Annotated in this window: 8 protein-coding genes; 7 read left to right on the forward strand and 1 reads right to left on the reverse strand. The window is 52.5% G+C overall.

All coding sequences use genetic code 11. The annotated features are described in order from the left end of the window. Positions 1 to 41: 41 nt before the first annotated feature. The 5 genes from LKE90_RS00305 (at position 42) to LKE90_RS00325 (ending at position 7,828) form a co-directional block, all read left to right on the forward strand. The gene (locus LKE90_RS00305) at positions 42 to 746 is read left to right on the forward strand and encodes a TetR/AcrR family transcriptional regulator (protein WP_291501383.1); all 705 of its coding nucleotides are present in this window, start codon (positions 42 to 44) and stop codon (positions 744 to 746) included. Continuing rightward, entirely contained in the window at positions 743 to 3,838 is a 3,096-nt protein-coding gene (locus LKE90_RS00310) for an AsmA family protein (RefSeq protein ID WP_291493813.1), read from the forward strand. The genes LKE90_RS00305 and LKE90_RS00310 overlap by 4 nt, the downstream gene beginning before the upstream one ends. Continuing rightward, positions 3,835 to 4,947 (forward strand): AI-2E family transporter, encoded by a 1,113-nt coding sequence (locus LKE90_RS00315; protein WP_291493815.1) that lies wholly within the window; start codon positions 3,835 to 3,837, stop codon positions 4,945 to 4,947. The genes LKE90_RS00310 and LKE90_RS00315 overlap by 4 nt, the downstream gene beginning before the upstream one ends. 32 nt (positions 4,948 to 4,979) lie before the next feature. Beyond that, positions 4,980 to 6,044 carry an alginate lyase family protein gene (locus LKE90_RS00320; RefSeq protein ID WP_291493817.1) on the forward strand — a complete coding sequence of 355 codons (1,065 nt, stop codon included), beginning with the start codon at positions 4,980 to 4,982 and terminating at the stop codon, positions 6,042 to 6,044. Between the two features lie 989 nt (positions 6,045 to 7,033). After that, positions 7,034 to 7,828 carry an IS5 family transposase gene (locus LKE90_RS00325; RefSeq protein WP_291493819.1) on the forward strand — a complete coding sequence of 265 codons (795 nt, stop codon included), beginning with the start codon at positions 7,034 to 7,036 and terminating at the stop codon, positions 7,826 to 7,828. A 529-nt stretch (positions 7,829 to 8,357) separates the two neighbouring features. Here LKE90_RS00325 and LKE90_RS00330 read toward each other — a convergent pair. Further along, positions 8,358 to 10,001 carry a rhamnogalacturonan lyase B N-terminal domain-containing protein gene (locus LKE90_RS00330; protein WP_291493821.1) on the reverse strand — a complete coding sequence of 548 codons (1,644 nt, stop codon included), beginning with the start codon at positions 9,999 to 10,001 and terminating at the stop codon, positions 8,358 to 8,360. 158 nt (positions 10,002 to 10,159) lie between these two features. On the opposite strand from LKE90_RS00330, the gene LKE90_RS00335 reads away from it, so the two are divergent. Further along, a complete protein-coding gene (locus tag LKE90_RS00335; RefSeq protein ID WP_291493823.1) occupies positions 10,160 to 11,416 on the forward strand; it encodes an MFS transporter in 1,257 nt (418 codons plus the stop codon). Positions 11,417 to 11,418: 2 nt separating this feature from the next. Beyond that, positions 11,419 to 12,672 carry an arsenic transporter gene (locus LKE90_RS00340; protein ID WP_291493825.1) on the forward strand — a complete coding sequence of 418 codons (1,254 nt, stop codon included), beginning with the start codon at positions 11,419 to 11,421 and terminating at the stop codon, positions 12,670 to 12,672. Positions 12,673 to 13,118 lie beyond the last annotated feature (446 nt).

Here is a 13,118-nt window from a genome sequence, read left to right on the forward strand (position 1 = left end):
GTAGGGCAAGCATCTTCGGCTGCCCCGAAATGGATCAGGAAATGATGCATATAAATCATGCGCCGAAGCAGGTCGGGAAGAGGAGTCCTCCTCCACGCCTTCCTTTTCCGCGACGGGCCGGATCCACAAGACTGCGACGGGAACGTATCCTGCAGGTCGTGAGCGAGATCCTTGAAGAAGGCGATCTTGGACAGTGCTCGATGAGTGCGATCGCGACGAGATGCCGCCTTTCGAAGAAGACGCTCTATACCGTCTTTTCAAGTAAGGAGGAGCTTGTCGATGCAATGCTTCAGGATGCTCTTGAGCGCCACGTTCCAGCCACAACTGCAAGAAAGCAGGACGACGCTCTGGAGGTGCTGCTGGAGGAACTTCTCAATGTCTGTTCTGTCTTGTCGAGCAGTGAAGGCTTTGGGGTGTTTCTGTGTGCGGCAATTCAGTTTGGCAGCCGTGACGACATTATAAAGTGGCTGTCGGGCAGTTTGGGAAAGTTCCTTGAGGAGCGCGTAGACCATCTGATAGGCGCCCTTTTTTCCAAAGAGAAGCCTGACGTTAAACGCGTTCGGGGGGTGCGGAGCCGGGCAGTTGGGGCTCTCACAGGGGTCTTTATCGCGGACACTCTGCTGTCTTCGACAGGGGCGCGACCGCCGTTCGGGATGACGCGGGATGATCTGCGACAGATCGTTGAAATCATTCTGACCGCGTCCAGAAGACCGCATGAGGAAGATTCGTCCTCAGGGGCACTGTGATTCTTCGATCGCCTGACATTGTGGAGAAAAGGCTGTTCCGGATTTCCAGACTGGGCGTTGTCAGCGGATTTGCGTTCCTGATATCGGGGCTGATCCTGTGGGCGGGATTGTGGGAATTGCCGCGTTGCAATCTGGCGCCCCTCGCAGAACAGAGACTGAGCGCGACCGCAGGACGTAAGGTCTCGGTCGGCTCACTGCATGTTACGTTGAATCGATGGTTGGTGGTTGATCTGGACGATGTCCATATCGCGAATATTCCGGATGGTTCCCGGCCAGACATGGTTACGCTCCAGCACGCACATCTTGAAATTCGCTTGATATCACTCTTTCGAGGGCCTGCTGAACTCCGCAATGTCGTCATTAACGGTCTTGCTATTTTTTGCGAGCAGACTGCCTCGGGTCAGCAGAACTGGCGCTTCGTGTCCCGGCGGGAGGAACTTCATTCCGTGAAAGCCGCCGCGGATTCTGCCGACTGGCGCTGGTTTCCAGGTCTCCGATCGGTTCATGTTACCAACAGCACGTTCATTTTCAGGACATCGGGCGGGAAAAGTTACGATAGTGTTCTAAATGACATGCTTCTTGCGTCTTCCAGCGATGACGCGCCTGTTCGGCTGGTGCTCGATGGGGCATTCAATACGGTTCCGTTCGTTGTAAAAAGCGGTTTTTGGTCTTTTGCGGAATTTCGCAAGTCCAGAGAGTCGTTTGATTTGCACGCGACAGTCACATCCGGAGATCTTGTCCTGCATCTCGACACCACGGTGAAGGATCTGCGGAATTTCGATGGGGTCGATGGCACGTTTGATCTTGCCACACAAACCAGCAAATCACTTCTGACGATTGCGGGCATCACGTCGGCGTCACTGGAAACCGCCCTCGTGCTCAAAGGGCATTTCATTCACAAGGGCAATCTATGGTCGCTTTCAGACGCCACAGGTAGAATCCGCGGAAGCGCGTTGGCGCCGACGTCTCTGAGCTTTAGAGAAGGCGCGGAGGGAAAGCCCGATATGCTGTCCGGGCAACTGAATTTCTCTATGCTCGACATAGATGCCTTGCTGGCGGGTGGGGCGTTCGACAAGACATCAGAGAAATCGTCAGGGATGGTCAAGAAAAATAGAAAGACGATCGTGGCATCTCTTGCGACCTTTTGCCCCAATCTGTGGCTCGATATGTCATTTTCTGCAGGCCATCTGCGCTACAAGACGATCGGTCTTGAGAAGGTTGGCGTTACGTTGAGACGGACAGCCGATGGGATCGACATTCGCTCTACGGATCTCAACCTGACATCTCTGGCTGCGCCTGCGTTAACCCAGACCAGCGGACGCAGGAGCACAGTCGGCTCACTGCATGTCAGGATCGGCCCATGGGTCACGGTCGATCTGGATGATGTGCATATCGCAAACATTCCTGATGGGTCACGGCCTGACATCTTCCGGCTCAGGCACGCGCATCTGGAAATACGTCTGATGTCCCTTCTTGCCAGCCCGGTCGAACTGCGCAACGTCTGGATTGACGGCTTTTCGGGGCTGTTTGAGCGAACCGCGAAACGCGAACGGAACTGGCATTTCTCTCCGGATCCCGAAGAGATCAGGCCCGTCAGGCAGGCTGCGGAAGCTCCTGACCTGAACTGGTTTCCTGGACTGCGTTCGGTTCACATAACAGACAGTAAAATCATCTATCGCTCTTCAAACGGAAAAAGTTATGTCAGCAGTCTGAACGATGTTGTCCTGTCTTCGACAAGCGACGAAACCCCGATCAGAATGAATGTCGTGGGTGCCTACAATTCTGTGCCACTTACTCTCAAAATTGCGCTTCATTCTTTCAGCGCCTTTCGCCATGCCGGGCAACCTTTTGGAATGGCGTTCACCGCTACATCTGGCGACCTGACCATGCATCTGGTCGGTACCGCGACGGACCTGCTGAATTTCGACGGTATTGACGGCACACTTGATCTGATCACGCGAAGCAGTTGGCCCCTTATGAGGATCGCCGGGATCGCGCCGGGATCACTGAAAGTTCCTCTGAGACTCAGGGGTCATTTTATTCATCTGGGAGATGTATGGTCTCTGACCCAAACAGGGGGAAACATTCGGGGAAGCGATCTTCGTCCCACCGATCTGGTCTTTCGTGAAGGGGCATTCCATCAACCTGACGCCATTTCGGGAGCATTGAATTTCTCCACCCTCGATATGAACGCGCTGCTGGCAGGTGCACCGCCTGGAAAAGCATCGGACGGTGATCAGGTCCGGTCAACCAAACACGAAACAACAGACATCCCGCTTTTCGTGGACGTTCATCCAGATCCATTGCTGGATCTGTCATTTTCGGCTGGGCACATCCTCTATAACAGGTTCGCGTTTGATAACACCGCCCTGTCTCTCAAGCGGATACCGGGGGAAATCAGTATCCAGCGCCTCCGCATGGCGTGGCTGGGCGCAACACTCCAGATGTCCGGTAATCTTCGCGTCAAAGGGGATGGGACGCTGGCGCAGGTTTCTGTTGTGGTTGCCAACGCGGATATCGACCGCTTTCGGCGACAGGCCGGATTGCCGCCATTGCCTCTCTCCGGGATGGCCGCTTTTCAGGGCTCCGCAGTCTCGGGGCCGGTAAAAACATTGAATCAGGCTGTCACAGAAGCAAGGATCATTGCTGGCGCGGGGATTACCTCGGGGACCCTGTCTCGCCAGGTTCTTGGAATAGCACAGGAAAATCTTGCGCTACTGTTTGGCAGGCAAACGGGCTCGGAGCCTGTTTCGTGTCTGCTGGCTTTCGTCAGTATGGATCATGGACGCGGCGCGCTACGTCCCTTGCGGATAAGGACATCCGTTGGTTCTTTCTACGGAGAAGCCAACTTTGATCTCGGGCGTAAGTGGTTCGAACTCGTCTTTACCAGCCATGGAGCAAAGGCGCCTTTCGCCTTGGAAATTCCTCTTATGGCGCGGGGATCGTTCTCAAATCCGGGATTTGGTCTCGCCATGTTCTCTCGACGCGGGCGTGCCCTGCTGAAGGATGCTGCATCTGACATCCCCGTGCCCATTTCCCTGAACGATTATTATTCGCACTCATCTTGTCTGGGGGGATACCCTGATCCATGACCGAGCATACTGTCCATTCACAGGAAAATATCCAGCCAGAACCGCAGTCATCCGGGTCGGCACGTAATACGCGGCCATTACTCTCCGTAGGAGCCGCAGCGGTCATTCTTCTTGCTGCATTGTGGATTCTGCGCCCTTTTCTTCCGGCTGTCATATGGGCGACGACAATCGCCATTGCACTTTGGCCGATGGTCAAGCGGATTCAACCTGTGCTACGCGGCAGTCGGGCTCTGTCCATTCTATGTGCCGCCTTTATTGCGTTGTTCGTTTTTGTGTTGCCATTCTCTCTGACGATCTCGACGCTGCTCCGTCATGTCGGGTCGCTTTCCGACTTCGCAGCGTCACTGGCGACCTTAAAATTGCCTTCTCTCCCGCATTGGGTCTCAGATCTCCCGTATGTCGGCCAGCATGCCGTGAGATCGTGGGATCGTCTGCGCGAGCAGAAACTTCCTGAATTACTGACCCAGGCAGTGCCAACTCCGGATCAACTCTTTCACAGCGTTGTGAGCTATGCTGGTAGCACTGGCCTTCTCATTGTTCATTTCGTTCTCACAATGCTCATTATGGCCTTCTTCCTCGCCAAAGCGGAAGCTATTCATTCCCTATGCATAAAGCTTTCTTATGGCGTAGCAGGATCTACCGGAGTCAGTCTGTTAGAGCAGGCTGAACAGACAATTCGTGGCGTAGCATTAGGCGTTACCGCAGCGGCGATTATTGAAACGATAATCGTCGCGATCGGCCTTTTCGCTGCGGGAATGTCTTGGATCAGTGTCGTTATTTCTATTGTTTTTGTGACCTGCCTTCTTCAGGTTGGCGCATCTATCATCATGATTCCTTGTGTAGTATGGGCATATTTTTCATATGGACTTATCCCGTCACTGGTTCTTGTCCCATTCGCTTTTTTGACCGTGATCTGTGATAACTTCCTACAGCCATTTGCAATTCGTAAGTATGTAGACATCTCCTTTTGGCTGATTCTGATAGGAGCGGTAGGTGGATTGGCTACTTTGGGGCTGGCAGGTTTGTTTGTCGGACCGATGATCCTCTCCGTTGCAGTCACGATGGTCAGGAACTGGGTTTTCGGTGTCGAAAATACAGGCCAGACATAGGAATTGCGATCTGAAGGCAGTGGAGGGAAACAATGGCTGCATATGGCCGCTTTGATTTTTTGTGGCGTGTCTTACCTCTCACTTTTTCGGCATTTGGACTCTTAGCACCTCAGACGATCTGCGCAGCAGAACGGAACTGGTGCGAAGTTTTGTCTATACAGGGGCGCTCCTCTCTCCCTCTGATTGCGTCGACGCTTCGGGAGCGGCAAAATCAGCCGCCGTCGCCATTGCCGCGCGTTCATACAGAGGGCACGCTTCCGCATCAGGGTATTTACGACGAAAGTATTGCAGCAAAAAAAGATCTGCCCGTCATGCTGGATGCCGCGTTGGCCTGGCACATTACCGCAGATGTCGCGTGGCTTGCGATGGCGCAGCAATATCTTTTGGCCTGGGTTGAAACATATCAGCCGAGTTATAACCCGATTGACGAAACAGGCTTTGATGCTCTGATCGATACCTATGCGATCATCCGGGATACGTTTTCGTCGACTGAACGTGCCCGGATCACTCAATTTCTGGAAAGATGGGCTCAGGGTTACCTTCGGAGTATTGACGAACAAAATCAGAGCAAAATCTGGATCAATAACTGGCAAAGTCACCGTGTAAAACTGCTCACACTGATCGCTACTGCCCTTGATGATCACACGTTGTTCGAAGCGGCCAGAACTCTCTTTCAGAAACAGTTGACGGTCAATATTGCAAAGACCGGAGAGACCGAAGATTTCGAGGATCGGGATGCACTGCATTATGTCGTCTATGATCTGCAACCTCTTGTTCAGGCTGCTTTGGCCGCACAGCGCAGGGGAGAGGACTGGTATCACTGGACGACACCCGATGGAGCGTCTCTTGAGAAGGCCGTGGCCTGGTTAACACCGTATGTGTCCGGTCAAAAAAACCATGAGGAATTTGTGAATACGCATGTCCGTTTTGATCTGATCCGCTTGCATGCTGGTGAAAAGGGCTTTTCCGGACTATTCGATCCGCATGTTGCAGCCCCTCTGTACTGGTTCGCCTCACTGCTGGATCCGACGCTCGGGCCGCTGGCAAAAGGTTTGTCCAATACGCCGCCACCTTTTGTAGCCCTATGCGGCTTGTGACGGTTCACGTTATTTTCCGGGTATCAGATCCACCGCGTCGTATGAAATCCCGGGACTTAGTGACTGTTTCAAAAGTCGAGAATAAGCCTGAAAACGTGAGTCATGGTCAGGCTACTTGGGTAGGTTTACCTTAAAAGTTAGTTTTCCATTTACCCGGCACGAAAAAGGTGGCCGGGTAAAGCTTTACCCGGCCACCTTTCTATTTTACCAAACGACGATAAACAAAGAAAATAGGTTGACAAACAAACCTAAGAATTTTGAACGGCACAATGATTGGCGAGAACATGATGAAGCCAATCATATAGAAAAACCACGCAAGGCAATTTAGTATTCTATTGTTACTGAATCGACCTTTAAATCCGTAGTTACCGTTGACATTCAGATCATCTATCCTGTTTCTTACCCGGTTTAATTCTTCCTCTAACTCTTCAAGCGTTCGATCGTCGTAATTAGGCTGCAAACTCACCTTCTGACCTCAGTTGGATTACTGAAAAATTTTGGGTTGCCATATTGCATATTAATCAACTCTTTTGCCTTGAACGGGTCGTCAGCCTGTACCGTTATTTCTTGGATCGATCCTGATTTCAAAACAATCTTGGCTTTGTACAATTTGATAGCCATAACTATGCCTCGTTTTTTTCGTCCTACGACAGACGAGTTTGCTCATCGGCGCCTCCTGGCGTCGGGCGGGTCGTAGCGTGTTTACACGAGGCATAGTCACGCCCTGCCTATTTCCCAGACGATAAACAGCTTTCACCGTTCACCGCTGGACCATAAGTCCGGGTGTTGTATTTAGCAGGCCACCCGACATAGGGGCCGCCCCGTGTAAAAAGGCGCTACGACACGCCACCGACGAGCATAGCACGGCATGACGTGGCGCACCACCGCTCGGCATAACCCATTGATTTAAGATGACATTAATTTTTTGTAACTTGATTTTGGTGTTATTTATATTACGATAGTGGAATGATATTTATGGCTTGCATGTGATGGCCTACGATACAGATCTCACTGATGAACAGTGGGCGCTTATCAGGCATCGCATCCCGCGAGCCAAAAAGGGAGGACGCCCAAGGTCTACCAATATGCGGCGTGTGATAGACGCCATTATGTATGTAGTCACTCACGGCTGTAAGTGGAGAGGTCTACCCAAAGACTTTCCACCGTGGGAAACTGTATACCGCTACTTTTGCGCTATCCATAGTCGCGGCCTGTGGCGAAGCATCCATTGCGATTTGTACAAAGAAATCCGCCATAGGGCAGGCAAGTCAAAACGGCCTACCTTGCTCATCATTGATAGTCAGAGTGTCAAAACTGGCAAGTGTGCCAGTGCTGAAACCAAAGGCTATGATGGAGGTAAGCGGGTAAAGGGCAGAAAACGGCACGTCCTTGTTGATAGCATGGGCCTGCTGGTTGACGTTCAAGTGACCCCTGCTAACGTGCATGACACCAAAGGCGCACGTCTCCTTTTAGAAAAATACAAACGAAGGGAAAAGAAGCCCAAGGTCCAAAAAATCATTGGCGACAAGGGCTACCGGGGAGAATTGTTGAACGGCTTTGTCCGAAAAGCGTTCAACGCCGTGGTTGAAATTGGTGAGAACCATACCAATATGATCAGAGGCTTTGTGCCAGCCCACAAGCGTTGGTTGGTAGAACGAGGTTTTGCATGGTTGGGCGACTATTGGCGCTTGTCTATTGACAGAGAGCGCTACCCGTCCCGAAGTATGTCAATGATTAGGCTGGCCTTCATCAGACTGATGTTGAGAAGACTGGTGCCTGTTTAGTGTTGAGGTATTTATGTCGGGAATTTATTGGGTCTCATACAGAATCCACGAGGATTGCACATATACTGCAAGGTATAGCGCTTTTATTGCATCGTTAGACTCTGTAAGCGATAAACAATGGGAAAATGATACCACATCGTTTCATATTATAGAATCAAAAGATAGCATTAAAAGCATTGCCGCCTCGTTAAAAAAAGCACTAAATGAATCTACCGATAATTTTTTGATTAGAAAAATGGACAGTAAGAGTGCTATTTATTTTGGATCAAATGTTGAATTTTTCGCACTTAAGAAATTTATGGATTACGTTAGTAAGGCTTAGATCTAAAATAAGAAGCGCGTATATCAATGGGAATTCGGATTACTTTAGCGATTAACAATATTAATCGTGCTTTAAAATAATATTTCTTCTTATAGGCATTCATTACCATTCTCCGCATAAAGCAATAAGGGCGTAGTTACCCGCCCTGATTTTACCCAAAACGGGAAAATTACCCAAGTAGCCTGACCATGACTCACGTTTTCAGGCTTATTCTAGACTTTTGAAACAGTCACTTAGAAACCGTATGCCCTTATTTCCGCTGATGACACGAAGAGAGAGATCATTTTCACCTTTGTGCAGAACATCGGCGGGAATAATGAACCGGTATGTCACATTATTTCCTCGATAGGTTCCCACAGTCAGAGTTCTCGATGTTGGCTGCTGTGATGCGTCCGTTGCTTTTGCCTCCCACCCATTGATTGACGGAGAGGGACGGCCATGGAAGGCGGAGTCCGTTATTCCAACACGCAATATCAGATCTGATGATGGTGCTTCAGGCAGGCTAAAACGGATATGGCGGTCATTATTGACATCCATCCACTGATAAGCCGGAAAGTCTTGATGTGCAGATGACCTGCCGATGACAAAAGGGGAAGTCGTCCATGGCGCCATGCGGATATCCGATGGGTGCATGGTCGTGATCTTATCGCCGTTGAGAAATTCCTGTGGTGAGCCGTCCCAATGGCCAATGCGCCACAGAGCGGGATCGGCCTCCGGATCATCCGGAGATAATCCGTTCACGGAGACTTCCTGTCGGGCGCTGACAGCGGCGGTGCTGCGGGCGACCTCAAGCTCGTTCTTGTGCAGGGTGACACGATAGAGGCCCGGCACCATGTCCTCACACTGAAAGGTGCCATTTTCAGGATGGACATCTGTCCAGTACTGACCGGAGGGACCGGAAAACCCGACCGTATAATGAAATTCGGGAATAAGCCCTTGTGAGACGTGTCCTGCAACACTGCCTCTCCCGGAAGACGACACATAGCCTTTCAGCCCCATTCGGGAAAACCAGGATGTTTCAACGCGGCCCGGTGCGTTTCCGTCGGTGAACACAAGTGTATAGCTGTTGAGAATGCCCGTCCGGAATGGTTCTGTCTGACCCTCTCCGTAATTGATGATATAGGTCAGTTCCTGATCGCTGGCGCCCTGATCAAGAAGACTACGATAAAAAGGACCGCCGGAGTTTCCCTCGTTGTTGTCACGCACTATCCATAATCCGACATGACTGCCAGTCGCACCGAAATATCGCCAGTCTTTCAGACGAATATTGGAATAGTGCTTGGATCTTGTCTGACCATCAGGTCTGCCGAAAATGTCATGCGCTTCAATGGGGTGGTTGTCCGTGCCATGCAGGTCGGCTGCTTCCGGACCATGCGGCAGGCGTTCCCACGGGACGCGGACGATGAATCGTACCAGGCCTGGCTTCGGTTCCTGTGAAAACCACGTGGCCATGTAGATCTTTGGATCGCCTCGATGGGCCATGTAATAGTGTATCAGATTGCCGGCATGAACCGTGATCCGTATGAAGTCGCCGTCCTGCGCGGCCTGGACCGTTACGTCATCCTGATTGTCATAAAGCCCGCCAAAACCTGAATTGATATGGCTTCCCGTGGTCTCGTCCTGATAGTCGATGCCATGATATTGCAATGAGAAAAGATCTCCGGCTCCTCTGAGGGAAGATCCTCCGCTTCCTCGTCGCACACGAAAAATCAGGTCCGCTCCGGTGTTGACGACATAGGTCTCGCCATCCTCTTTCACGCCAAAGCCGTCCTCGGCGGCAGCGCATCCAGTGCTGGTTGGAAGCGTCGCAGCGCTCGCGATCAGCAAAAGAAAGGCAAGAGGAGTATTCATTTTCGCCGTGAATTCTGTCACGCTGGGAACTCCCACGGTCAACTTTTTCGTTCGGACGAAGGCGGTGTTTCATGAGAACGGACAAACGACGGTAAAATAGTTTTGTAACTTATTTTCTCAAGCGTAGTTAGGCATTGTGGCCAAACCAAGAGAGCCTGATGACCCAGACTGTTGCCACTGCCGCCAACTCTGACGAAACTCCTGCTATTCCAGCGCTCAACCGGGCCTTGTTCGCCTTATGCGCTCTCAATTTCTTCATGGCGGACGTCCAGGCGGGGATAGGGCCCTTTTTGGGCGTTTTTCTTCAGCGTCACGGCTGGCAGACGGGACCGATCGGCACCGTCATGACCGTGGGTGGAGTTGCCGGAATGCTCGCCACCATTCCCGCGGGCGCGCTGATTGATCACACGACGAAAAAGCGGTTGCTCGTCATTGTGGCAGCGCTCTGCACGATTTCCGCCTCTCTTCTTCTCCTGAGTTCGCAATCCGTGGCCGTTGTGACAGTCAGTCAGCTTGCAACCGCTCTGGCCGGCGCTGGAATTGGCCCTCTGATGGCGGCCATAACGCTCGGGATCGTGCGCCAGAAAGGCTTCAACACACAGATCGGCCGTAACCAGGCCTGGAACCACACCGGCAATATGGCCGGGGCCGGACTGTCCGGCTGGCTGGGATGGCAGTTTGGTCTCTCAGCGATTTTCTTTCTTGAAGTGGCCTTCGGTCTGTTCGCCATTTCTGCGGTGCTCCTGATCCCGGAAAAATCCATAGATCATAAGGCTGCCCGCGGACTGGACGATGAACCCGCTCACGATGAGAGGAATGCCGAGGGGTTACGATCCTTTCTGCGACACAAGCCTCTTCTCATTCTGGCGAGTTGTCTGTGTTTCTTCCATCTCGGAAACGCCGCGATGCTCCCACTGTACGGCATGGCGGTCGTCAGTGCAGGCAAAGGCAATCCAGCCATGTTCACGGCGATGACCGTGATGGTCGCACAGGCTGTGATGATCGTCGTGAGCCTGCTGGCCATACGTTTCGTCAGGGACCGTGGTTACTGGTTCGTCCTGCTGATATCGTTTGCCGCCCTACCGCTGCGTGGTTTGATTGCGGGAAGCTGCATTCAGCATTGGGGGGTGTGGCCGGTGCAGATCCTCGATGGGATCGGTGCGGGGCTTCAGAGTGTCGCCGTGCCGGGTCTGGTAGCCAGACTTCTGAACGGAACCGGACGGATCAATATCGGACAGGGCGTCGTCATGACGGCGCAGGGCATTGGAGCAAGCCTCTCCCCGGCTCTGGGAGGATGGCTTGCCGAAGATCTGGGATATCCGGTGGCGTTCTATACTCTGGGTTGCTTTGCAATCGTATCGTTCGGGCTCTGGATAGGCGCGGCATCGACCATTCGATCTGCGGATCAGGTGTAGGCATGACCTTTCACCAAGGGGCCATCTGGGCGATCGCGGCTCTGGCGACGGTCGGTGTCATTCTCCGACCGTTTCGGGTTCCAGAGTGGATATGGGCCGTCATCGGAGCCACGGTCCTCATGGTGACGGGGCTGATCCCCCTCACCATGGCGGGGGCCGGTCTCGTGAAAGGCGGCGATGTCTATCTGTTTCTGATCGGCATGATGCTGCTCAGTGAAACGGCGCGTGCAAACGGTCTGTTCGAATGGATCGCAACCTGGGCCGTCAATCATGCCGCAGGTTCAACGGCAAAGCTGTTCACACTGGTCTATCTGGCCGGTGTCGTGGTGACGACGTTCATGTCCAACGATGCGACGGCTGTTGTGCTGACACCGGCCGTGTTCGCAGCGGCAAAAAAAGCAAAAGCTGATCCCCTTCCGCTGTTGTTTGCCTGCGCACTCGTCGCCAATGCGGCAAGCTTTGTCCTGCCTGTCTCCAATCCGGCGAACCTGGTTCTGTATGACGGCGCACTCCCCGCGCTAGGATCATGGATGAGGTCATTCGCGCTCCCGTCACTCCTGGCGATCATGACGACCTATCTGGTTTTGCGCCTTATGGAGCGGGCACATCTGCGTCAGGACTGCTCCTCTCAGGTTGAAACCATTCCATTAACACTGGGCGGCAAGGCGGCTTTTGTCGGCATCGTCCTGACCGTGCTTCTGCTTGTCACAGTATCCGCATGTGATCTGTCTCTCGGCTTGCCAACAGCGCTCGCCGGTATTGGGACAGCATTAAGCGCCTCAGCGCTGGCACGACGCTCGCCGATTGTGCTCATGCGGGATATTTCATGGGGCGTTCTCCCGCTGGTCGGCGGCCTGTTCGTTCTGGTAGCCGCCGTTGAAAGTACCGGGGTGGTCAGGGTGCTTGGCCGCCTGCTTCAGCACGCCGCCAAAGCCGATCCTGTCACTGCTGCCTGGGGGGCGGGCACTCTTCTGGCCATCATCTCTAACATCATGAACAACCTGCCTGCCGGATTAATTGCCAGTGAGACAGTGGCGCAGACTCATATACAGCGACTGGTGATTGATAACCTGTTGATCGGCGTGGATCTTGGCCCAAACCTTTCCGTGACAGGATCTCTGGCCACAATCCTCTGGCTGCAGGTGATCCGTCGAGAAGGCGAAGAGGTCGGGTTTCTACAATTTCTCAGGGTTGGCGCCGTGGCGATGCCCGTTGCACTCTTCGCGGCACTCGTTGCGCGGCTTTTGATCGGGTGAATTGGTATGATCTGAGACTGACATCATGAATACTTTTGCGGTGTAACGGAGTTTTGTTGCGCTCTTACTGTAAGTGCAGTGAAATAGTGAGTATTACTTACATTTTGGTTGAAAAATTCAAAATCGGATAAAATACATCCAAATATAAATTGTTTATTTATCAGCCAGAGTGGAAAAGAGTGTAGTCGGCGGCATACAGATTTTTCCGCCGAGACGAACGCTATATGGTAAGGATGGTCATCAGAGGAAATGTAAGGTTCGCTCTCAGCGAGAATTATCAAGAAGAGTGGCAAGGCCTCCACCACTTTAATGACGAAGGGTGGCCGAGGTTTTCTAAAAAATTGGTGGCTATCAGTGGTGGGACGGTCGAGAAACGCGCTATAATCCGCGCGATCCCAGTCTGAAACAACCGATCAGGCCGTGCGTGGTCCTGACAGGAGCTCGTG

Origin of the sequence: Acetobacter sp. (assembly GCF_022483985.1) — a bacterium.
Classification (GTDB): domain Bacteria; phylum Pseudomonadota; class Alphaproteobacteria; order Acetobacterales; family Acetobacteraceae; genus Acetobacter.